Genomic DNA, 24607 nt, shown 5'->3' on the forward strand with positions numbered 1-24607 from the left:
TCATATGAGTGACATAGTAGACTTGACTGGCGGAAAGAGCACTGTGGCATTGAATGTCGAGAGCGAGTTAACAACCTCCGCCCTCCCAATAAGTAATGTTCCAAGCTATGAAGTACTGCAAAGTCAGCTTGCCGAGGCAAGCTTGCTTGTTGACGACATCGTGCTCAAAAATTATTTAACGAAGCTCACAGAGCTTGATATTATTCCGCTCCCTGATAGCCTGAAGGAAATTAGCGATATTCGTCTGTTCAAAATAACCGAAATGGTCTATCAAAATGACGAATATTCAACCTACAAGTTTGCTTCTGTATTTAATTCGGTGCAAAACCTAAATTGCGGTGTGTTTATTATTGCCGACAGCAATGGTCACAAAACCGACTTTTATATGGGCGTTCGCGCACTCGACGACAAGCGGACAACGAAATCGCTAAAAGATACGTTAAGAAATGCGCTTCGCGGTCAGTTCCCCGGCGTAAAGACGGAAGACCTTCTCGACTCTGGCGCAGAGCAAGTTCTGGCGGGCGTTCAGTCGAAGAACATTGCGGCCGTTTCTTGCGTGGCTAACAATAAAGATGCAGAATTCACCGACAACGAGCGGTTTATTCAAGGACTCGATAAGCTAGTGCTAGCCATGCAGGGTCAGCGTTATACAGCTGTCATATTGGCGAAGAGTACGCCAAACGAGCAGTTGGCGGAAACGCGCCGTGCATACGAGAACGTGTATACGCAGCTTTCGCCGTTTGCGAATATGCAGCTTAGTTATGGTACGAATACCGCTCTGAACATTTCAGATGCTTTCTCAAGAGGAACGACAACAGGCTCTTCCCATTCGACCAACCACTCGACGCAGACCGGCACAAGCCGTTCCTCGAGCTTTACGATTAATGAGTCCGAGACGAAGACCAATAGGGCCGCAATGATCGCCAAAGGCGCCGGCGCAGCTTTACTTGGTGTAGCGAGCATTGTTACCGCTCCGATGACTGGCGGTGCAAGTATCGTCGCTGCAGGGGCAATAATGGCGGGCTCTATTGGTCTTGGTGCTATCAATCCGAAATCGGTAACCAAAGGAACATCGACGAGCGAGAACAATACCGAGACTTCATCCGAAACGATCGGTGAATCAGACACCACGAATGAAAGCACGAGTGATAACTATACCCGGACAAAAGGCTTAACCTCCGGAACATCTGACAATATGCAGCTAACGATGCAGAATAAGACGCTAATCAACACGCTGGAGCGGATTGACCAGCAGCTGCAACGTATTGACGAATGCGAAAGTCTCGGCATGTGGGAATGCGCTGCCTATTTCTTATCCGACAGCCAAGAAACAGCGGAGATGGCGGCGGGTACATACAAAGCGCTGATGAAAGGCGAGAAATCCGGTGTTGAGACGTCGGCGATCAACTTCTGGGGGCGTGGCAATGCCGCACAGCTTCCTATGCTGCGGGAGTATATTACGAATTTTATCCATCCGGTCTTCGCGTATCGCACGGAATCGGCCACGCTGCCCGTAACAGCTTCATCGCTAGTAAGCGGCAACGAGCTTGCGATTCAGATGGGTCTTCCCCGCAAGTCCGTGTGCGGGTTCCCCGTCATTGAACATGCTGACTTCGGGAAAGAAGTTGTCACCTATAATCAGCGCAATAACAACAACGGGTTTACGCTTGGTAATGTATTCACGATGGGAAGCGAAACGACTACAAATGTGCGGCTTGATCGTGATTCGATGACGATGCACACATTTGTAACAGGCTCCACCGGCTCCGGCAAAAGCAACACGGTGTACGAAATACTCAACCAACTGCGGAACGTGTACGGCATTCCTTTCCTGGTCGTAGAGCCGGCTAAGGGTGAATACAAAAATATGTTCGGGCAATTCGCCGATGTATCGGTTTATGGCACCAATCCTAAGAAGTCGGATTTGCTTCGGATAAATCCGTTCCGCTTCCCGCCTGATATTCACGTTCTGGAACATTTGGACAGGCTTGTCGAATTGTTTAACGTATGTTGGTCGATGTATGCTGCGATGCCTGCCATCCTGAAGGAGGCAATGGAACAAGCGTATATTGCGGCAGGCTGGAATTTGAGCACTTCCGAGAATCCGAAAGGCAACGTATATCCGAACTTTACAGACTTGTTGGAGCAGATCGAGAACGTCATTAATGAATCCCAATATTCGGCTGACAGCAAGGGCGACTACGCTGGCGCCTTGTGTACCCGCGTCCGCTCACTGACGAATGGATTGAATGGCCTCATCTTCACAAGTGATGATCTGACCGATGCCGAGCTATTCGACAGAAACGTTATTGTAGATTTGAGCCGTGTCGGGGCCATAGATACAAAATCGCTCATTATGGGGCTGCTCGTTATGAAGCTTAACGAATACCGGATGACCTCCGGCCAAACGAATAGTCCGCTTAAGCATATAACCGTGCTTGAAGAAGCGCATGTCTTATTAAAACGCACCTCGACAGAGCAGTCCGCTGAAAGCGCCAATCTTCTCGGCAAATCAGTAGAGCTGCTAGCCAATTCAATCGCTGAGATGCGAACGTATGGAGAAGGCTTTATTATCGCCGATCAGTCCCCTGGACTGTTGGATATGTCGGTCATTCGCAATACGAACACCAAAATTATTTTGCGTTTGCCGGAACGAAGCGACCGCGAGCTAGTCGGTTTCGCCGCAAATCTGAACGAAGAACAGATTGGTGAGCTATCCAAGCTTGAACGTGGTGTTGCGGCTATTTACCAGAACGACTGGGTTGAGCCTGTTCTAGTGAAAGTGAATAAATGCAATATCGGTGAGAAGCAGTACGACAGCAACGCTCCGTACATGGCTGCAGATGTCCAGAAGTTATGGACGCAGCTCATATCGCTGCTTATACAGGGAAGAGTTCGCGAACGGTTGGACTTCAGTACAACCGAAATCGAACGTCATTTAGCAGCGCTTCGTCTATCTTCCCAGAATAGGGAATTCGTCGAGGAGCTAATAGCTGAGTATACATCCGAGGGACGCTTATCTTTGTGGAGTGATACCGAATTTATAAAGCTTTCTCGTCGTATTACGGGCTTGCTTGGTGTTCGTGCACAGGTCGAGAACATCGTCTCCACCTCCGTTAGCAATGAGGAGCTCACCGACAAGCTTGCTGCACTTGTGAACCGCTTCTTATCCAATGTCTCCGAGGAAGTAATCCTAACATTAAGCCAATGCTTGATGAAGGACATAAGCGTTCAGCAAGAGGAATCGGAAGTGCGTGAGCGGATTTATATGCAATGGATCGATTATGTCAAAGAACGGGCTGTCGGAAAGGTTGGGGCGAAACGATGAGTATTACTGCGTTTAAGGAAGTAACGGAGGTTGTAGACAAGCGGCTCTCTGACTCTCCGCTCGGCAGGATGGCGGAAGGCAGGACCTCCGACAAACCGATAAGCGAGTATGATAAACCAATAGGCCTCGTGTGTGAGAATCTCAAAAACTGTCCGATTGAAGGAAGTAATGGACATTGGGAGGGTGAGCGCGGCGACTCCAAATGGGTGCCTGCCCCCGACCATGTACCGCCTGAAGTGAAAGGTAGAACTCGCTCTAACCCCGACGGCCTAACAATGGAAGAACTGCTCAACAAATACGGCTTGGAAGACGGGATTATCTACACCGATGGCGAGCCTGACTTTAGTGAAGTTAGTAAAGGGAACGTCGAGATTGAATCGTTCTCTACCGAACGCTCCGATAACTTCGATAAAGCGGATATTGAGTTAGCGAACCAGAAGGGCTGTTCGCCGGAAGAGGTTGCCCAATGGCGCAAAGACAATAATTACACGTGGCACGAATGTAGAGACATGAAGACAATGCAGAAGGTTCCTAACGAAATTCATGCCAATTTTACGCATAGCGGCGGAATATCTGAGGCTAAGAAAGGAAACGGTGAATCCTAATGAACAATTCGGTATTTGGTGAACTTGTATTCAACGTCGGTTGGAAAGCAGCAACGGATATTTCCCTGTTTAACAACGTTCATAGCGTGACCGTCAAAGCGGCAGCTTATTTTGAGAAAGACGGCATTACCGCTGAACAAGAAACAGCATTTGTTGATTTTGGCGACAACAAACGGGCCCGTTTAGCAACGGTAGAAAAGCTGCTGATCGATTACGCTAATGGCGATGCCTCTAATCGATTCGTCCCTCGAACATTGTTGTTTAAACGAAACGGCAGTTATGCGCTGCTCTTGGATGACAGCGAAGATGAAGATGAAGGCATTGCCGTTTGTCTCGCGCCGTCAGCGACAATTGTATCGCAGAGCGAGTATCTTTAAGAACGAGCTTGAGCAAAGTTAAAGTCCAAAATTAAGTTTAGGCGGCCTGGGTCCTGATTCTATTGGACTGAGGCCGTTTAATTTTGTTTTGTAAACTGTAAACGTAACTTATCTCTCACATAAAGGTCCATCATGTGTTGACATCACATCGTGTCTACAACCTTAAGAAGTTCGATAACACCGGAGAGGATATTGAGGATCTGATCTCAATCGGCGCGATTGGTCTCATCAAGGCGATTGAGAGCTTTCAGTAGGGCAAAGGCACGAAGCATCAAAATAACAACGCGAAGTCTTAGGAGGATAGCCAATATTTTCTTTACCTCCTAGAACGCATAGAGTGTTTCTGTTACTATTAAATACATAAAGTAAGAAATATATGAAGGTAGTGAGAATATGAAGCTTTTAGCATTGAGATATAAAGAAATAGAGACAAACTGGAATTTGCCAGAAATCAAATTCGATAATTTATCTTTATTTGTTGGTGCATCAGGTGTAGGGAAAACAAAGATTCTTAAGGCATTATCTAATTTGAAAAGATTATCGGAAGGAAAGGAGTTGGAAAAACATACTCCCTCTTTGAATTGGAGTATTACTTTCACAGAAAACGGTGACACATATACTTGGACCGGAGAAATAGAGATAAAAAGAGATATAGAGTCTTTATATAAAAATAATTCGAATGAAACTCCGGGAATTGAGTTCATTTATGAAAAGCTAGAAACAACGAAAAACAATAATATATCCGTAACACAGATTTTTGAACGAAATAAATCAACCGTCTCTTTTATAAATGATGGAATAGTACCTAAAGTTACTGCTTCAAAAAGTTGTATTAATATTTTTTCCGAAGAAGATTCGATTAAACCAATACAGAGTGCTTTTGAAAAAATGATCTTTTTTATTTTTGAAGAAGAAAGAAAAGTAGTAGTTTCTAACAACCCTAGAGTTGATATACTTGAAACAATTGATGACAGCCAGTATGAAAGCGCACTGCTTGCATTAAAAGAAACGAATATGCCTATCTTCTTAAAGTTGCTATTTACTCAATTATACTTTCCTAACATTTTCGAAAAAATAAAAAGAGATTTTATAAATATTTTTGATTTTGTAGAAGATGTAAGACTTAATAATGATGTTAGATACATATCTAATGATAATTCTGAAGCCTGGGTAATACAATTAAAAGAAGAAGATACAGACTGGATATCTTTATCTGATATCTCTTCAGGTATGTTAAAGTCTTTGTTATTTATTTCAATGACATATTTAAGTTCATCAAGTAGTGTTATTTTGATAGATGAATTTGAGAATAGTCTGGGGATTAACTGTATAGATCTATTGTTCTCAAATCAAAACTCAGATATGCAATTTATATTAACGAGTCATCATCCATATATTGTGAATAATATTTCTATGAATAATTGGAAAATTGTTAGTAGAGTTCCCGGTGGCATTATTGTTCGCAGCGCCTCAGACTATCATTTGGGTGCTTCGAAACATGAAGCCTTTAAGCAATTGATGAATTTAGACGCATACACCGAGGGGCGAGAAGAGTGAATTTATATATCCTAGTCGAGGGGAAATCTGAAAAGCATATTTATCCCAAATGGTTATCTGAATTGTTACCCCAACTAGTACAAGTAAAACATTTAGATTTAATTACTTCGAATAACTACTATTTATTTAGTTGTGATGGATACCCTAGTATTATTAAGGATATTCCAAATGCAATATCTGATATAAAAACTAGAACAAACATTGATTATTTGATGATTGTATTAGATTCAGATGATGTTGCGGTTGAAGACAGAAAGTCAGAAGTTCTAAGTGTGGTGCAAAACTGTGGTTTTGATCCAGCTAAGATCCTTATAGTAGTACAAAATCACTGTATAGAAACATGGTGTTTAGGAAACCAAAAAGTGTTCTCGAGAAACCCTCAGACATCTGAGTTTATTGAATGTAGCAGATTCTATTCAATTCTAGAAAATGATCCAGAATTAATGGGGATTGATACCAATGTTTCACAGGTAACAACTGTTGCACAATACCACGAATATTATCTAAGCAAGATGCTTCTGGAAAGGAATGCTTCATACACCAAGGGAAAAGGGTCAAAAGCAGTTCAAAATCCACAGTTTCTTTTTCAAATGATAGAACGAATTGATTCTACAGACCATTTAAGTTCTTTTAGGGAGTTCATCGGAATCATCAGATATTTAGAATCAGGTATGGAAGCAGAAGGAGAAGCAGCGAGTACGTCCGAATAGTAGGTAATAAGTTGATTGAATAAAAATTCAATATAGCCACAATATTACCGCTGCTTATCTATTTCTTGAGGTTGTGTCCACAACCTCAAGAAATTCAACAACACTGGTGAGGATCTGGAGGAACTTATCTCCATCGGTACGATCGGCCTCATCAAGGCAATCTAGAGCTTCCAGCAGGGCAAAGGCACGAAGCGCGCGACGTTCGCTGCACGCGGTGTATCGAGATCCTGATGCATTTGTGGTCACTAAAGAAGACCAAAAAAGATGTCTTCCTGCATGACCTGATTGGAACGGAAAAAGAGGAAACCGTTGATCGATATCCTCGGCTCGGAGGCTTACGATGTGGTCGAGAAGCTATAGCTGAAGATCGAGAAAAGCAAGATTTATCGGAACCTCGATATTGAATGACCGTGAGAAGGAAGTCGTCGTGGGCAGGTTCGGCTTGGAGCACGGCGGCGAAGAGCGGGCGCAGAGGAGATCGCGGAGCTATGTTTCGAGGATTGAGAAGCGGGCGCTGATGAAGCTGTATCATGAGTTTTATAAGGCGAAGAAGTGAGTAGTGAATGAATTTTATATCCATAAAATGAAAGCCTACTATTAATAATGTCAGCATGCCTAGCAGGAGAAGATATTTAATAAGCCTCGGCCGTACTGTGTAGAGTACCCCTTATAGTGGACATTGCAAAGACATCCTAGTGTTTATGCCGATGTAATACTATAAGGGGTGTTTTTTGTAATAACAACAAAAGGAACGGAAGTACAATCCATAGATCTGCGAAACAAAGTTGTACAAGCTGACCATGGTACACATCAGAGCCAGCTCGCAAAAAAGAGGTTTTCTTACAGCTAATAAGAGTCTTGCCCCCTACAGGCCGGGGCTTGATTTATGAACATTTAGTAGACATCACGCTTATAACGTTTGGAGCGGATCATCTGCTGAATGTAAGACTCGCTTTGCTCTTCATTCATGCCTCCATGCTCCTGGATGATGTCCTTCAGAGCCGAGTGGACCTCGTGTGCCATTCTTGACGCATCCCCGCACACATAGAAGTATGCGCCGCGCTCAAGCCAGCTCCACAGCTCCTTGCCTTCTTCCCTCATCCTATGCTGGACGTATATTTTCTTCTCCTGATCACGGGAGAAGGCGAGACTTAACCGATGAAGATATCCTGTCTTCTGAAGCTCCATCAGCTCATCTCGATAGTAGAAGTCGCTGGCTTCCCGTTGTTCGCCAAAGATTAGCCAGTTATCCCCTGTTGCCCGCGAAGCCTGTCTTTCCTGAAGGAAAGCCCGGAACGGCGCAATGCCTGTACCCGCTCCAACCATAATGATTGGTAGGGAAGAATCAGCAGGAAGCCGGAAGTGTGGTGCTTTGTGAATATAGACTGGAATTTCTGCGCCAAGCTCTGCTCTGTCCGCCAAATAGATCGAGCATGCACCTTCCCTCGGCTCCCCGCTGCGCTCATACCGGACCGCAGATACGGTCAGATGAATGTCGCTGGAATGGAGCTTCGGGCTGGATGCTATGGAATATAATCTGGCCTGCAGCGGTCTAAGCATCGCAAGCAACGATTGAGAGGTCAGCGCAGTCGGGAATTCCTGCAATACATCAATGAGCTGGCTGTTGTAGAGCCATTCGGTTAACTCTTCCTGCCTCTCCGGCTGCAATAAGAGGCTAAGCTTCTCATTATTTGTTATAGTGGCAAGCTTCCCGAGCAATCCGCTCGAGCATTTGGTTAATTCGTAATGCCGAAGCAAGGCATCGAATAACGTCAATTGGCCATGCCCATCTACCTTAACGATCTCCTCACCGTTAAGCTTAGCAGCCTTCAATATTTGCTTCACCAGATGCGGAGATTGGACAGGAAATACGCCCAGCGCATCACCAGCTTCATAAGCCGCCCCTGGCCATTCGAATACGATATGACGGGTTTCTTTCTCCGAGCCGCTTCGATTCAGTTTCCGGTTTTCCTTCAGTCTGGCCAGAACCGGCCGCTCCGATTCATACCCATCCTCAGCCCCTGCTGCAAGCGGTGGTTGTTCCGGCTGTTTGTTATTACCCAGTGCTGTTAACAAGACTGGAATCCAGCTTTTCAACTGAGGCATAAAGCTTCCATCGCAATCCATGACCGGCAGCAGCCTCTTTGCTCCAAGCTCCTCCAGCCGAGCATCCAATCCAAAGCCAAATCCGCAATACCGGGAGTAGCTGGAATCGCCAAGCGCAAATACGGTAGCCGTTAACTCATTTAGGCGTGGTGCTTCTGTTGAACAAAGCGCTTGCCAGAAGGATAAGCCGTTATCCGGCGGCTCGCCTTCGCCATACGTACTGACGGCAAATACGACTCGACTTAACTCTGATAAGGCAGTAACCGTCATTTCATCCATGTTGACTGTCGACACGGCAAAACCGCTCTGCATCAGCTCTTTCGCCACAAGCTTGGCCGCTTTCTCTGCGTTGCCCGTTTGAGAAGCCCATACGACCGTAACCTTTTCCGCTTCCGAAGCAATTGTTGCTGCAAGCATGCTCTCAGCAGGCACTGCCGCTTCCTGTACAGATCGTCTTCTACGGTTGGTCCATTTATCCAGATAGTAAGTTAGAATAACGAATACAGCTAACATGCCAAAGAACAGCCATCCTGCCTTCATAAAGCTTGAGAAGGTTGTTGCGCCTCCTTCTCCATCATGACCGCCTCGTTCTCCAAAGCCTTCTTTCTCCCCGTCACTCGGAACGAAGTTCCCGCTTGCTTGTCCCCCTTCTTCCGAGATTTGGCCTTCAGGGAAGCCTTTACGATCGCCTTTCTCAAACGATCCCTGAGAACTGGTCTGAATGCCGATAATTTGAGCGGAGGATGCAGCGCGACTGAACAAATTGTTGGAATAGACCGTAGTGCAGCCATAAGCCAGGAGCGCCAGAACAACGGCTCTTGCGGCCCATTTTGCCCAAACCGAGGTTTTGCGTCGTTTAAACAACCGCTTCGTCATGCTGATGACCCAATGCCAATGCAGCCCGATATGAATGCCGACAAGGATGAGAAGCAAATACGGAAGCGTTGTATGGGTCATTTTGAACCAAACGTGATTTCCCATATTAAGCTGCGGCAAGACAACCTTGGAAATAAGGATACCGCTCACAATCGTTAAGGTCATAGATGCGAACAGCAGCCAATTAAGGATATATCCCATTCGGATTTTGGCGGTCAGCTTCGGGGCAAACATTCTCATGGTGACATTCGCCACCCAGCGCCAGTTCAATGCAATATGCGTCAGATAAGCTCCTCCCATGAACAGACCAGCTATTTCATGAAAGGCAAGGCCGGTACCGCGCGTATCAAACAAAAATACAAAAGCGAGTCCCATGATGAGATCTAGTAGGTATTTTACGATGTTAATAGGTTTCATATCCGATGATTCCTCCTGTGACTAATGGTTGCTTGAATCATCGTAGAGGCGTAATGTTACCGTTTTGTCACAGCCGGTTAAACATTGGGACTAGACCTTGCTATTGCACTTTTCCTTCGGTATGTTTGTTTCGAGGTGAAATTCATGTATCAACTTCTAATTGCCGATGATGACGACCGGATGCGAAAGCTGTTAAAGGACTTTCTTGTCCGTCAGCAATATACCGTATACGAAGCTGACAATGGCTGCGGCGCGATTGAGATGTTTCATAAAATAAGTCCTCTGCACTTGATCATCCTGGATGTAATGATGCCCAAGATGGACGGCTGGGAAGTCTGCCGGACGATCCGAGAGAAGTCTTCTGTCCCGATTCTTATGCTGACGGCCAAAGGAGAAGAATACGATGAGCTGTTCGGCTTTCAGCTTGGAGCTGACGACTATATCGGCAAACCGTTTAATCCTTCTATTCTGGTGGCAAGGGTCGGCTCGCTGCTTCGGCGTTCCTATCCTAAGCAGGAAGAGAGCGGAGGTGAATGGACAAAGGCGGGATTATCGATCCATTTCGCAGCCTGCCGCATCTATATCGACGGAGCGATGATTGAGCTTAGTCCAAGGGAATACGATCTGCTTGTATTTTTTGTACGTAATGAAGGCATTGTGTTGTCCCGCGAACAGCTGCTGGAGAAGGTTTGGGGCTTTGATTATTTCGGGGATTTGCGGACGGTGGATACACATATTAACCGACTGCGGATGAAGCTGTCTCCTTATGAAAGCTATATACAGACGATCCGCGCCAAAGGCTACCGCTTCGAGGTGAACGATGAGAAATAAGCCGATTCGAACCCAATTCATTCTTGTCTTTTTATCATTTATGATATTGCTCATTCTCTGTATGACTGCAGGGAATCTGGTGCTGCTTAAACCTTTCTATATCTGGACGCAGACTCGCGAGCTCGAACAATTAAGCAATAAGCTGGTGCAAGAAAACGATTTGGAGGGCACGGCGTTCGGAGCGCTTGTAGAAGAAGCCGAATACCATTACCAGGCGAGCATCGACATCTTTGACACTAATGGGAACGGTTTATTCAACTCGAAGGAAGACGGAGAAGAGATGGGGCACGGCCGGAGATTAATGAAGGAGCCATTCAGCTCGAAGGAAATGTCCCAGCTCGATAAAGGCGGGACGGTAACCAAGGTCCATGAAGAGTTCGAACATAATACCGTAAACCTGACGGTGTACCGGAAGCTGCCGGACGGTAATATTATCGCTATAACGACCGGCCTTGCCGCCAGTGAGAAAAGCGTAGGGATTCTGAACCGTTTCTTGCTTATCGTATGTGGACTATTCCTGCTCGTTGCATTGGTAACGGCAATCCGGTTTGCGACCTATTTCTCCAAGCCTATCGTACGCTTGCAGCAGCTTGCTCACCGGATGACCTTGTTTGACTTCAGCCGAGGCTGGCAGGAGCATCGGAGAGACGAGCTTGGACAGCTGGGCGAAGATATGAATAAGCTGTCGGATATTATCGGAAGCTTTACCCGTGAACTGAAAGAAAAGAACGAGCAGTTGGAGGCTGAGCTCGAACGCAAGGACCGTCTGGAGCAAACCCGCAAACTATTCGTCTCTAATGTCTCGCATGAACTGAAAACCCCGATCGCGCTCATTCAAGGATACGCCGAAGGCTTGCGTCAGAATGTAAACGACGATGCGGAAAGCCGGACGGAATACAGCGAGGTCATCATAGACGAAGCGCGGAAAATGAACGAGCTTGTCCGAGAGCTGCTGCTTCTCTCCCAGCTTGAAGCCGGTCAAGCCTCGTATTATCCAGAGCCATTCGATCTCGAGGGAAGCATTCTCAAGACGATTCAAAGGTTGAGGAAGCTATACAGCCCCGAGCAGGTTCAATTCGAGTTCGAGTTTCAGCCGGGTCTAGGTTGGGTTATTGGGGATGAAGCTAAAATCAATCAGGTCATCAATAACTATATGACGAATGCGGCTTATTTCACCCTAAAACCCGGAGTTGTCAGCGTTTCCATGACGGAGCATAACGGCAGCGCTAGGGTCGCCGTATTTAATTCGGGGAACAGCATACCCGAAGACGAAATGCCGCAGATCTGGGAAAGCTTCTACAGGGCGGATAAAGCCAGAACACGCACCGATAACAGAACAGGCCTCGGATTGTCCATTGTGAAAGGTATTATGGATATGCATGGGACGTCGTACGGTGTCTACAATACGAATGGTGGCGTCGTCTTCTGGTTTGATCTCCGATTGGCGGAAGAGGGTAAGCTGCAGTGAGACCATTGAATAAGCTGTCTCTTTAAGCAGCAGTTTGTTCTCTCATGTATGACTATGCGATGGATCCTTTCAATGGATGATGGACAGGGATACCTGCCATATCTATTGTAAAGGATCTTTTTATGTTCAAATTTAGATACGTGTATTTACAAATTATTAAATTATTACAATTTAAAATATACTTTGGTTGGTTCAAGATCAAATCGGAAAATGATAATTTATAATCTCAACGGAGCAAGTTGGGAACGATCGCACGGTATATAAATGTAATAAGTGTTAGCGGATTCAGGAGGGAAAAGCATGATAGTCAATAGAACGTTAGTCATAAGCGATATCCATGGCTGCTATCGGGAGTTCGTCGAGCTACTTGAACGAATGGAATATAACCCGATCAACGACAGGCTTATTCTTCTTGGCGATTATGTAAGCAGGGGACCGTGCAGCAGAGAAGTCGTACAGCTTGTTATGATCCTGGTAGAGGAGCATGGCGCAATTGCATTACAAGGGAACCATGACCATCGCTTCGTGAGAGTTATGGAGAATGAAGCCACCGAGAAAGAAACGGCAAGATTTTTCGATTTTGGCGGATTGGAAACACTGCGTAGTTATTGTAATAACGATATAACGATCAACCAGGAGCACCTGGATGAAATAAGAAGCTATATGGGGCAATTCGAGTCGCATATCGCATTCCTCAAAGGGCTTCCCTATTACTACGAGGATCGTGACTACATTTATGTACATGCCGGTGTAAACCCGAACGGTGGCCCATTATCAGAGCAGGATCTACAGGATTTGTTGTACATCAAAGAAGCGTTCTATAACCACAAAACGAATCTGGAGAAGGTTGTCATATTCGGCCATACGATTACGCCGGATATTCATGGCGTCCCGGATATTTGGGAAGGCGAAGATAAGATCGGCATAGACGGGGGCTGCGCTTTCGGATACCAGTTGAATGGTCTGGTGCTCAAAGACGGAAGGCTGAATGAAACGTATTATATTAAGGCCGATTCCTGTTCATTCAAGGCTAATCGAAGCACTTATTCCCGGACAATGAAAGCAAGTACATGAGGCATTGCGGTTGACCGCATGCCTTTTTTATTTGTTCACGTCCCCGAAGAGCCGCTATAAGCAAGTTGGCGTGATTCACATATGGTAAACAGAACTCGCATATTGCTATAAACCCTATTAAACATATAAGAATAATAAAATAAAAGCAGTTGCTATTTTGAATGTGGGTTAGAAATGTGGCTTATACCGGGAAGTTGATTCGTTATTGCCTCAAAAGATATCAATTGATAGCTATATAGAGTCTTGTTATAATCCCTAAAAACAGATGTTAATAATCGGATATGAGCAGAGATGTTGATGGAAGGTGATGGAGTGAATTCAAAAGCAGTTTTTTGGCGAAATCCTATTTTTTATAAGTACTTACTTTCCTATTTGTTTGTACTGATTATTCCGTTATTGTTGATCGCCTTGTTTCTTAATCAGTATTTTATCCAGATCCTGCAGGAGGTAGCTGTACAAAACAATGAACATTCTCTGCAAAGCGTTCAACAGACGTTGGATGACAAACTACGTGAAATGAACGGTATTGCAGTCGAAATATCCAGTAATCCAAATCTGCTGCCACATCGGATAACATCGGACATGTATGACGCGATGACGGCCAAAGAGGAGCTGAATTATACACTTACCAATGGTTTTTTGGAGGATGTGCTGCTCTATATTAAGGGCAGCTCCTACTTATATTCGTCTACCAGCACGTATAGTAAGAAAATGTTCATCAATCAGATCGTACCGTATGAAAATTGGACGCTGGAAAATTTCGTAAGCAATCTGGAGCAGTTGCGCATGCCGGCCATTAGGCCAGCGGAGAAAATTAAGAATACATCCTCATCACATGCTTCGCTTCATGGAGAGCGAATCCTGACTTATATGATCCCCATCCCGGTCAATAGTCCAAAGCCTTACGGCGTTGTGTTGTTTTTAATTAAGGATGCCACGATACAACAATTGTTGCATGGTGCTGTACAGGATTCAGAGGGATCCGTCATGCTAGTCAATTCGGAGCGGCAACTGCTTACGGCCTATAACGCTAACGAGGAGTGGGCAGTCCAGGCGTTCCAGGCTCTGCAGAGGAACGGAGATTCTGCAGGCAGCTCCATTATGCGAATTAATGGACAACGTTATGTGGTTGCTACTGTACAATCCGGGCAGACTGGCTGGGAATACGTAACAACAACTCCTTATATGGCCGTAATGAGCAAGGCAATACAAGCTCAAAAACAATCGTTGATCGTTATAAGTCTTGTATTGGTGCTGGGGTTGTTCATTATCTATATCTCCATGCGATACAACTACGCGCCAATTGTAAAACTGTTTGCTTTTGCACGCGGCCGATTAGGAACGGTGCTCACATCGATACAGCAGATTACGGATGGCATCGAGGTTATATCGGAGGATCGGGAAAAGCTTAGCCAGAAACTGGAGAGCAGCCGGACAGCCATTCAACAGCATTTGCTTTTGAGTCTGCTGCAAGGCCGAGGAGGAACATCGGAGAGCCTTATCGAGCAGGGGCGAGAGGTTGGCCTGATGCTGGAAGGCCCTGTTTATTATGTGATGCTAATCCATGTGCATCGGTTGAATAACATGCCTATCGCCAAGAGACAAGCTGCAGTGGAATCGATAGAGCAAATCATGAATGCGTTCTTGACCGCATATAAGGCGGACTTAAGCGACAAGGACGGGTTCGTCTATATCGGCGTGACAGACAGCTCTCGTGCTGAAATCGAGGATCGCCTCATGCAATTGATTGCACCGATTGCGAAGGTAGCGGATGGCGAAGTTGCTCTTGCGATGGGCAATTTGTACGAGGATATGAACGATATCGGCAAATCTTATATCGAGGCGACAACTGCGATCAACTACCGTTTGATCAAAGGCCTTAATCAATTGATCCCATTTCATGCGTTAGGACTGGAGCAATCAGGGGCGCATTGGTACCCCAAGTATGCGATCGAGCAGCTGGAAGCATATGTGCTTCGCGGCGATTTGACAGGCATCAAGCGAATTGTAACCGATGTGCTGAATCAAATGAACGAGCAGCATGTGAATCTCTATATCGCCAGATGTATTTGCTACGACATGATTAATACCGTGATCAAGGCGCTGTTTCTAAAGGATGGCAGACTCATTGTGCCGGACAGTCCTGATGTGCTGCAACTGACCAAATTTGAAACGATGCAGGAGTTTGCTCAATTAATGGAAGAGCTTTGCAGTTATGCTGCGCGCCAAGCGGATGATAGCGAGCAAAAAGCCGATCAACAGGTGACAAGCTGGATGGCATATATTCAGACACATTTTCAAAGTGCAGAATTTTCTGTTCCCTCTATGGCAGCACATTTCGAACTCTCTGTATCACACATACAGCGTATATTCAAGGAACGCACCGGATGCACCATTACGGAGCAGCTGAATGAGGTTCGCATACAACAGGCCAAGAAACTGTTGGTAGAGAGCGATATGCCAATTAAAGATATCGTATGCGAAGTCGGTTATTATGACGTTTCCAGCTTCATACGCAAGTTCAAGCAAAGTACCTTTTTGACACCGGGAGAATATCGCAAACATCATGCCGGTCGGGAGTGACTGCAATGCGGATGGTGTTCGGCAATTAATTCGCATATCGAAGCAGATTTCGCCCATTGTCCTGATCAAACAATCCCTATAGATTTAGTGGTAATTCGAACGAGAGGGGTGGAAGGATGATGGACGAATATCCGCGACAAGAATGAACGAATTATTGCACAGGTTGCGAAGGAACTATCAGTTGTATCTGCTTTTTCTGCCAGTACTTATTTATTTTGTTATCTTTCATTACTGGCCTATGTATGGATTGCAAATAGCTTTCAAAGAGTACAGCGCTATACGTGGCATTGGGGGCAGTCCATGGACAGGCTGGACGCATTTTGAACGGTTTTACCAGTCTTCACAGTTCTGGATCATTATTAAGAACACTGTGCTTATCAATGTGTATGAGCTGCTGGTCGCCTTCCCGATTCCGATTCTGTTCGCGTTGCTGCTGAATCAGATCGGCAATGAAAGATTTAAGAAAACCGTGCAGACGATCACGTATGCGCCACATTTTATTTCCATCGTAGTCGTAGTAGGTATGCTGCATATTTTCCTGTCGCCTCGCACCGGGATGCTCAATCATCTGCTTGTCTTGTTTGGGGCTGAGCCTGTGTTTTTTATGGGAAGTGAGGGCTGGTTTAAATCCATTTTTGTATTCTCAGGTGTTTGGCAAAATATGGGTTGGTCTTCGATTGTTTATGTGGCGGCATTGTCCGGCGTAAATCCTGACATGCACGAGGCGGCTGTCATGGATGGGGCAAGCAAGCTGCAACGGATTATGCGAATTGATCTACCGTCCATTCAGCCGATCATTGTTATCTTGCTCATTATGAATATCGGCAGCTTCATGTCGGTCGGTTTCGAGAAAATTTACTTGATGCAAAATGCGCTCAATCTTGACGCCTCTGAGGTGATACAAACCTATGTCTACAAGACGGGCTTGCTTGGCGCGCAGTTTAGTTACTCGACGGCAATCGGACTGGTCAATGCGGTCATTAACTTTATGCTGCTAGCCGCAGTCAATCAGGTAGCCAAAAAGTACAAACAAACAAGTTTATGGTAAAGGTGAACTTATGAACGCCAAGCAACGGGTCGGTTCGGATAAGATTTTCGACGTTCTCAATCTATTTATTATGCTGCTTATTTTACTGAGTGTTGCCTATCCGCTTTACTTTATTGTCATCGCCTCTGTCAGTAATCCAGATCAGGTCTCGAGCGGCAACGTCTTGCTGTTACCACGCCATGTGACGTTTGAGGGATACATCCGACTATTCGCGGATGCGGGATTATGGCTTGGATATCTGAATTCGATCCAATATGCGGTAATCGGCACACTGCTTAGCACTTCGTTAACGCTTTGCGGAGGTTATGTATTATCGCGGCATGACCTGGATGGCAGGAGCATTCTGAGTTTGTTTGTGGTATTGACGATGTTTTTCAGCGGAGGCATTATTCCGACCTATCTCGTTGTCAAGGATTTGGGAATGACCAATACGATGTGGGCGCTTATCATTCCCAATGCAGTGTCGGCCTTCCATCTCATCATTGCACGGACTTTCTTTGAGACCAATATTCCCAAGGAATTATTGGAAGCGTCCCAGGTAGAGGGGAGTTCTGATTTTCGTTTTTTTACACGTATCGTCCTGCCGCTTTCGCGACCAATTATTGCGGTATTGGCTTTGTTCAGCATCGCCTCGCTATGGAACTCCTATTTCCCTGCTCTAATCTATCTGCGCGATCGATCTCTATATCCGTTGCAGCTAATCTTGCGGGAAATGTTGATTATGAACGAAGTGCAGCAAGGGGCAGCTATAGACGCTGACGATCTGGCGGATATGCAACGTCTGGCGGGTTTAATGAAGAACGCGGTCATTATCGTTTCTAGCTTGCCGATGCTGATGATCTACCCCTTTGTTCAGAAGCATTTTGTTAAAGGTATGATGATCGGTTCGATTAAAAATTGATGAGGAAGAAAGGTTGTTAAAGCATGAATAAGAGAAGCTATAAAGGCAAAATCACGATATTAATGGCGATAAGCTTACTATTGTCGGCTTGCAGCAATGCGAATAACGCTGGAAACGAAGAAGGATCCGGTCATGCTAATGCGAATTCAGTCGGGAGTTCGGCAGTGCAGGAGGAGAGAGACAGTAATATCAATAAAGAAGGGCTGCCTATCGTGAAGGAGAAGGTTTCGTTGCAATTCGTTACCACAATGTCTCCTTTGCAGAAAAAGCCATATGCCGATCTTCAGGTGGTGAAGGATTTTGAGGCGAAAACAAACGTACATATCGATTGGGACGCGGTACCATCCGAATCCTATAAGGAAAAGAAAAACCTGATTTTTGCCGGCGGATCTTTGCCCGATGCTTTTTATGGAATTAATGCGCTGGACGATGCCGATGTGACGTTGTATGGCGATCAAGGGTATCTGATTCCGCTTGAGGATCTGATCGAAGCGTACGCCCCGAATATTAAGCGACTGTTTGAGCTGCGTCCGGAATACAAAGAAGGGGTGACTTCTTCGGACGGCCATATTTATTCGATTCCTACCATCCATGAGCAGGATCAGCTAACGCAGGAGGATGCGCTGTTTATTAATAAAAAATGGTTAGACACACTTGGTCTGCCTCTGCCTGCTACGGTGGAACAATTCGAACAGGTGCTGCAAGCGTTTAAGCAGAAGGATCCCAATGGAAACAACATCGCTGATGAAATTCCGTTCAGCTTTATTTATGGCGGGGCGCGTCAGGACGGTATCTACTCTATGTTCGGCTCCTTCGGTAGATTGGACAACCCTGATCACCTGGTTATCGAGAACGGCCAATTGGTATTTACTGCCGATAAGCCGGCGTATCGGGAAGCAGTGGAATATTTCAACCGTCTGTACCAGGAGGGGCTGATCGATCCAGAGAGCTTCACGCAGGATACGCAGGTTATAACCGCCAAAGGCAAAAACGAAGGTGTCCCTATTCTCGGAGCATTTGTTGGCTGGAATGCAGCCAATGTACTGGGACCCGAGAGAGCCGCTGATTACGTGGCGCTCGCACCGCTGAAGGATTCGAACGGTAATCAGCTTTGGAATAAGTATCATGGTTCCAGCTTTACAAGGTCGGGTTTCTCCATCACGTCGGCCAGCAAGTATCCGGAAGTCGCCATTCGCTGGATCGATGCGCAATATGAAGAAGAAGAGAGTCTGCAGTGGAGCTCGGGACCTATCGGGGTGAATCTGATTAAGAACGGCGATAGATATGATTACGCGCCGATTCCTGAAGGGAAATCGTATGGGGAATTCCGTCATACTGAGGCCCCGGGCAATCAATCCGCGCGGGCAATTCTGCGAGAGACGTTTGCAAAAATCAATGAAAGCGAAACAAACTTAGCCAAAATCGCATTGTGGAATTTCTACAAACCGTATCAGCCGAAAGAGATTTATCCGTTAGTGGTGTTTGACGCGGCAGATTTAGAACGTCTGAATATTTTAAAGACGGATTTGTACAGCTACATCGACAAGAAGCAGGCTCAGTTTATCGTCAAGGGCTTTACGCAGGAGGATTGGGACAGCTATGTCAAGGAATTAGAGAAAATGAACCTCAATGAATTGCTGGACATCTATTCTCGCTATTATGACAAAAGCAAGCGGTAGCGATGGGTCATGCAGCTTGGCGAGTGCTTGATACGGTTTGTTGTATTTTTTATCCACAAGGGGTTGAGTGATAGGATGCGACATGCAATTGTCCGCAGATCGAAGTCGTGCAGTTGGCAGCGAGCATGAAGTTGATCATTCATGTGAATGGCTCCATGGGCCGGAGCTATCATGCGAAGTTTAAGCTTGTAAGCGAAGAATGATATTAGGAGAGAGAACATGAAGCCTAACTTGTTGTTTGTATTCGCCGATCAGTGGCGACGGCAGGCAGCGGGATATCGGAATGAGGACCCGGTGCTGACGCCAGAAATCGACTTGTTCGCGGAGTCAAGCCTGACGCTCGATAATGCGCTCAGCTGCTTTCCGCTATGCTCGCCGAATCGTTCCTCTATGCTGACTGGACGCTATCCGCTTACGACTGGCGTTACAACGAATTGCAAACTGGGATTGCCGGTTGCGATTAAGCCAGGTGAGACCAGCATTGGTAACACGCTGAAGGAAGCGGGATATGCCACCGGTTATATCGGCAAGTGGCACCTCGATCTACCGGAGCAGAACAAAGTTCCGGAGCCAGAGTCTGGCGCTAGGCATTGGGATGCCTATACGCCTCCAGGTCTCCAGAGGCTTGGCTTCGACTTCTGGTACTCCTACGGTGCTTACGACGTTCATCACGCTCCTCATTATTGGAGCGATTCACCGAATATGATTCAGGTGAACGAATGGTCGCTGAAGCACGAGACGGACATGGCGACCCGCTTTATTCGGGAGCGTGACAAAAGCAGCCCGTTCGCCCTGTACGTCTCCTGGAACCCGCCTCACCAGCCGTTCGAGCAGGTGCCCGAGCGCTACCGTACCCTGTACACGGACCTTGAGCTCGAACTGAACCCGAATGTCGTCGGAGAAGGGGAGGTGCAGGCGAAGCGGTATCTTCACGATTATTACGCGGCTGTGACGGGAATGAGCGAGCAATTCGGCCGTCTTCTCACCGTTCTTGAAGAAGAAGGCATCGTAGAGAATACGATCGTCGTGCTGACGTCCGATCATGGAGAGACGATGGGGGCGCACGGTTGGTTGGAGCACAAAAACATATGGTACGAGGAAGCGATCGGTGTGCCTTTCCTGATCCGCTGGCCCGGTCAAGTCAAGATTGGCCGAGAGGATGTGCTCTTGAACAGCGTGGACCAAGCGCCAACTTTACTTGGGTTAATGGGTATTCCCAAACCGGCGTGTATGGAAGGGAAAGATCTATCCGATCATCTAAAGACCGAGTTCAAAGACGAACGAATAGAGAAGCCGGCATCGGCTTTCATCTGTCACTATCCCGGTGGCCTGCGAGAGCATGAGGAGGCCCGCCGATATGGGTTGGACGTGAACGCTTTCGGTTGGCGAGGGATTCGTACAATAAGATATACCTATGTTGTCATAAGAGAGTTCGCTGTAACGAATGCTTCCGTTACCCGTTTACTGTACGATAACGTCGCCGATCCTTATCAGCTTCATCCTACAATTATCGTAAGTCCACGAAACGATTCGATTCAGGAAGGGCTGGAGAGAGAGTTAAGAAGTTGGTTGAATCAGATTGGAGATTCATTCGCGGAAGCTGTTATGTCGGAATAACCTCCTTGAGTAAGCTATTGTTTTAAATGGCAGCTTATTATGGAACGCGAAGTGAAAGCTCTCTTAGACGCACTTTCTTACATGAGAAAGCTGCGTCTATTTTTTTGAATAGGTCTGTGCAATTTATTTTAAATATTGAATAAAAAGAGAGGGACAACGATGCAAGAGCAAAAGCTTTCGTGCTGCAGTATCGGAAGGGAACAGAGGCTGCTAACGACGTTTGGTGCCGAGCCGCTTCGAGTTGGTTTGAAGAGCAAGGATGGCATGGTGTATTTGGAAGGCGGCGTCTTCTTAATGGGGACCGATGATAAAGAAGGGTTCCCAGCAGATGGGGAAGGAACCGTAAGGGAGGTTGAGCTCGCGCCTTTCTACATCGACATTGAAACGGTCACAAACAAAAAGTTTGCTGAATTTGTCGAGGATACTGGCTATGTGACGGAAGCAGAGCGATTTGGCTGGTCTTTTGTGTTCCACTTGCTCGCAACAGACGAGGTGAAGAAAAACAATAGCCGTAATGTTCCTGGAACCCCGTGGTGGTTGGCCGTCAACGGCGCGGATTGGCGAAGGCCGGAAGGTGGAAAGTCCACCGTCGAGGACCGAATGGATCACCCCGTCATTCATATCTCCTGGAACGATGCTGTTGCTTATTGTCGATGGGCCGGTAAACGGCTGCCGACCGAAGCGGAATGGGAATATGCTGCGCGTGGCGGCCTGGTTCAAAAAAGATATCCTTGGGGAGATCGGTTGAAACCGGACGGACAGCATAGATGCAACATTTGGCAGGGAGAGTTCCCGTATAAAAATACTGCTGCTGATGGTTACGTTGGCACAGCACCGGCAAGATCATATCTCCCAAACGATTATGGCTTATACAATATGGTCGGCAACGTGTGGGAATGGTGCTCCGATTGGTTCTCCCCTTCTGCTGCCAAACATTCGGAGTTCCGTAACCCAAAAGGACCTGCAACGGGAACGAGCAGGGTCATGCGCGGAGGCTCCTATTTATGCCATAAATCGTATTGCAACCGATATCGGGTAGCAGCGCGAAGCTCCAATACACCGGACAGTTCGACTGGCAATATGGGCTTCCGGTGCGTGACATCCATCCATAACTTCAATTAATATCTGACATCACAAATATTAATTTTATCTATATGATCTCCTTGGATATAATTAGCTTAAGTTAAGCGCTAACGAGCAGACTATCGCCTTCGATGTCTATCATATTTTCACTGACGGGAGAGTTGGTCCATGGGGAATCGAACTGATCTTGTGAACATGAATATAACCGAGTTAAACAATCATTACGTCTCACTTAAAGATAGGTATGAAGACTATAAGAAGCAGAATATGAAATTGGATATGTCCAGAGGAAAACCGTGTTCTGAGCAGCTTGCATTATCTACAAGCATGCTTGATATCGTCACATCCAGTGACAGTTTCAAAGCGTCGGACGGATCGGATTGTCTGAATTATGGCGGTGTTGATGGGATTCCCGAAGCGAAAGCGCTTTTTGCGCAAATACTTGGGGTAAGTTCAAATGAGGTTATTATCGGTGGCAGCTCAAGTCTTACGATGATGCACGATACGCTAAGCCGAGCGATGCTTCACGGTGTTTACGGCAGCGAACAGCCTTGGGGCAAACATTCAACGGTTAAATTCATATGCCCTAGCCCAGGCTACGACAGACATTTTGCGATATGTGAACTGTTAAATATTGAAATGATCGTAGTAGATATGCTTCATGATGGCCCGGATATGGATGCGGTTGAAGCACTTGTCAGTCAGGATGATACGATTAAAGGGATATGGTGTGTTCCAAAGTATAGTAATCCGGATGGGATCACTTATTCAGATGAGGTTGTTGACCGACTTGCCAATATGACAACGAAGGCCGGAGATTTTAGAATCATCTGGGATGATGCTTATACGGTACATCATTTGTCTGAAGAACCTGATCGATTGAAAAATGTACGAAGTGCGTGCGAAGAAGCGGGAAATCCTGACCGTGTGTTTATCTTTTGTTCTACGTCCAAGATTACTTTCCCTGGGGCTGGCATTGCTGCAATGGCAGCAAGCGTTGAGAACATCCAATATATGAGGAAACAGATTGCTGTCCAGACCATTGGTCCCGATAAGATCAACCAGTTAAGGCATGTCCGATTTTTGAAGGATATGGATCATGTAAGAAGTCATATGACTAAACATGCTGCTATTATTAAACCCAAATTCGAGTTGGTCCTGAATAAACTAGAATCAGAACTAGGCGGAATGAATGTCGCAACCTGGAACAAACCAAACGGAGGATATTTCATTAGTTTGAATACATTGGACGGCTGTGCCGCGAGTGTTGTTACAATGGCAACCGACGCCGGTGTTACATTGACTGCGGCAGGAGCGACTTACCCTTATGGCATAGACCCGCGCGACCGTAATATACGCATAGCCCCTACATTCCCATCTCTGAAAGAACTAGAGCAATCAATTGATGTATTATGCATTTGTATCCAACTGGCAAGCATCGAGAAAATTGGTTTATGACGGAATGACAAAAAAGTCGTTGTTTTGTTGCTTGAGGCAACAAACAACGACTTTTTAGTGTTCTCCCTGACCGCATGTTGTAAGCACATCGCATCGAAAACTATTTAACGTAGCGGGTGAAATCCTTCGTCCGGCGTACAAGCTTGCAGTGCCTCATATAACGACGCGTGCTTTTTTTCTGTGTATGACCGCTCCAGTCTTTGCTGCGGACGCAGACATAGTGCCGTTTGGAGACGGAATAGACGCGGATGCCTCGGCGAATACATTTCGAGAGCCATCTAGCATCTGAGCCTGCCTTCCGATTCGTCGGAAATTTGACCCGACGCCATACCGATTTGCGGAATACAAGCGTACCGCCTTTAACGTTGCGCTTGTATTTCCATTCGCCGCCGCGGCGGAACACCATCAGCGCCTGCTTCGCTTTGAAGTAGAGGTAAGCAGTGTTTTTGCCAACGATGGGCGCTTTGCCTCTTTTGATCGCACGAGCGGCTTCCCTCAGAAACTTAGGGCCGTAATAATCATCGTCGTCAAACTTAGCGATGAGGCCGTTCCTTGCTAATTTGATAGCGTAGTTTAGACATTTACCGAGTTTAAATTTTTGGGGGAGCTGGATTACGCGGACTTCGTTCTCCGGATATTGATTTGCCCGCTGCTGGTAGGCCTCGATGTCCATTTCGTCGCTGTTCAGAACGATGATCATTTGTTTATTCTTCCAGAGCTGCCGGTCATAATTCTCGAAGACGTTATCCATACAGGAGGATCTCATCGTGCAAGCGATCACGGTGATCATCTTAGTTGTCATCTCCATTTGGCTTAGGTTGAAGCTTAGCATAGCATCGGTCTATCTAATCGCCCGAGTGGAACTCGAACGTCGTGGAGACAATTCTCA

General features: G+C 46.2%; 17 protein-coding genes and 2 pseudogenes. 17 read left to right on the top strand and 2 right to left on the bottom strand.

The window, feature by feature from the left end; all coding sequences use genetic code 11:
* Positions 1-4 precede the first annotated feature (4 nt).
* The 7 genes and pseudogenes from DFQ01_RS18090 to DFQ01_RS18120 all read left to right on the top strand — a co-directional run.
* Complete coding sequence (locus DFQ01_RS18090; RefSeq protein WP_110045312.1) at positions 5-3328, top strand: ATP-binding protein; 3324 nt, start codon at positions 5-7, stop codon at positions 3326-3328.
* Positions 3325-3933 (top strand): HNH endonuclease signature motif containing protein, encoded by a 609-nt coding sequence (locus tag DFQ01_RS18095; RefSeq protein ID WP_174812624.1) that lies wholly within the window; start codon positions 3325-3327, stop codon positions 3931-3933. The genes DFQ01_RS18090 and DFQ01_RS18095 overlap by 4 nt, the downstream gene beginning before the upstream one ends.
* Positions 3933-4310: a hypothetical protein gene (locus DFQ01_RS18100; protein WP_110045314.1), complete on the top strand. Its 378-nt coding sequence runs from the start codon at positions 3933-3935 to the stop codon at positions 4308-4310. Before DFQ01_RS18095 ends, DFQ01_RS18100 begins: the two co-directional genes overlap by 1 nt.
* 110 nt (positions 4311-4420) lie before the next feature.
* Positions 4421-4561 (top strand): annotated as a pseudogene (locus DFQ01_RS18105) (flagellar biosynthesis protein FliA); the annotation flags it as partial.
* Positions 4562-4703: 142 nt separating this feature from the next.
* Entirely contained in the window at positions 4704-5867 is a 1164-nt protein-coding gene (locus tag DFQ01_RS18110; RefSeq protein ID WP_110045315.1) for an AAA family ATPase, read from the top strand.
* Positions 5864-6577: a hypothetical protein gene (locus tag DFQ01_RS18115; RefSeq protein WP_110045316.1), complete on the top strand. Its 714-nt coding sequence runs from the start codon at positions 5864-5866 to the stop codon at positions 6575-6577. The genes DFQ01_RS18110 and DFQ01_RS18115 overlap by 4 nt, the downstream gene beginning before the upstream one ends.
* A gap of 78 nt (positions 6578-6655) precedes the next feature.
* Positions 6656-7133: pseudogene (locus DFQ01_RS18120) on the top strand (sigma factor-like helix-turn-helix DNA-binding protein); the annotation flags it as partial.
* 338 nt (positions 7134-7471) lie between these two features.
* On the opposite strand, the gene DFQ01_RS18125 reads toward DFQ01_RS18120, so the two are convergent.
* The gene (locus DFQ01_RS18125; protein WP_110045317.1) at positions 7472-9976 is read right to left on the bottom strand and encodes a flavodoxin domain-containing protein; all 2505 of its coding nucleotides are present in this window, start codon (positions 9974-9976) and stop codon (positions 7472-7474) included.
* A 144-nt stretch (positions 9977-10120) separates the two neighbouring features.
* Between DFQ01_RS18125 and DFQ01_RS18130 the strand changes: the two genes are divergently transcribed.
* The 10 genes from DFQ01_RS18130 (at position 10121) to DFQ01_RS18175 (ending at position 23718) form a co-directional block, all read left to right on the top strand.
* Positions 10121-10807 carry a response regulator transcription factor gene (locus tag DFQ01_RS18130; protein WP_110045318.1) on the top strand — a complete coding sequence of 229 codons (687 nt, stop codon included), beginning with the start codon at positions 10121-10123 and terminating at the stop codon, positions 10805-10807.
* A gap of 79 nt (positions 10808-10886) precedes the next feature.
* Positions 10887-12275: a sensor histidine kinase gene (locus tag DFQ01_RS18135; protein WP_174812625.1), complete on the top strand. Its 1389-nt coding sequence runs from the start codon at positions 10887-10889 to the stop codon at positions 12273-12275.
* 300 nt (positions 12276-12575) lie between these two features.
* On the top strand, positions 12576-13349 hold the full coding sequence (locus DFQ01_RS18140) for a metallophosphoesterase (RefSeq protein WP_110045320.1): 774 nt from the start codon (positions 12576-12578) through the stop codon (positions 13347-13349).
* Positions 13350-13844: 495 nt separating this feature from the next.
* A complete protein-coding gene (locus tag DFQ01_RS18145) occupies positions 13845-15932 on the top strand; it encodes a helix-turn-helix domain-containing protein (protein ID WP_219993705.1) in 2088 nt (695 codons plus the stop codon).
* A gap of 181 nt (positions 15933-16113) precedes the next feature.
* Positions 16114-16980, top strand: coding sequence for an ABC transporter permease (locus DFQ01_RS18150; RefSeq protein ID WP_342770000.1), 867 nt, complete (start codon positions 16114-16116; stop codon positions 16978-16980).
* A gap of 10 nt (positions 16981-16990) precedes the next feature.
* Positions 16991-17881 (top strand): carbohydrate ABC transporter permease, encoded by an 891-nt coding sequence (locus DFQ01_RS18155; protein ID WP_110045323.1) that lies wholly within the window; start codon positions 16991-16993, stop codon positions 17879-17881.
* A gap of 23 nt (positions 17882-17904) precedes the next feature.
* The gene (locus DFQ01_RS18160) at positions 17905-19560 is read left to right on the top strand and encodes an extracellular solute-binding protein (RefSeq protein WP_110045324.1); all 1656 of its coding nucleotides are present in this window, start codon (positions 17905-17907) and stop codon (positions 19558-19560) included.
* 219 nt (positions 19561-19779) lie between these two features.
* A complete protein-coding gene (locus DFQ01_RS18165; protein ID WP_110045325.1) occupies positions 19780-21177 on the top strand; it encodes a sulfatase family protein in 1398 nt (465 codons plus the stop codon).
* Between the two features lie 159 nt (positions 21178-21336).
* Complete coding sequence (locus DFQ01_RS18170) at positions 21337-22299, top strand: formylglycine-generating enzyme family protein (protein ID WP_110045326.1); 963 nt, start codon at positions 21337-21339, stop codon at positions 22297-22299.
* 129 nt (positions 22300-22428) lie between these two features.
* Positions 22429-23718 (top strand): aspartate aminotransferase type Ic, encoded by a 1290-nt coding sequence (locus DFQ01_RS18175; protein WP_110045327.1) that lies wholly within the window; start codon positions 22429-22431, stop codon positions 23716-23718.
* Between the two features lie 100 nt (positions 23719-23818).
* On the opposite strand, the gene DFQ01_RS18180 is transcribed toward DFQ01_RS18175, so the two are convergent.
* Entirely contained in the window at positions 23819-24550 is a 732-nt protein-coding gene (locus DFQ01_RS18180) for a glycosyltransferase family 2 protein (protein WP_110045328.1), read from the bottom strand.
* Positions 24551-24607 lie beyond the last annotated feature (57 nt).

Source organism: Paenibacillus cellulosilyticus, assembly GCF_003182255.1.
Lineage (GTDB): Bacteria > Bacillota > Bacilli > Paenibacillales > Paenibacillaceae > Paenibacillus_T > Paenibacillus_T cellulosilyticus.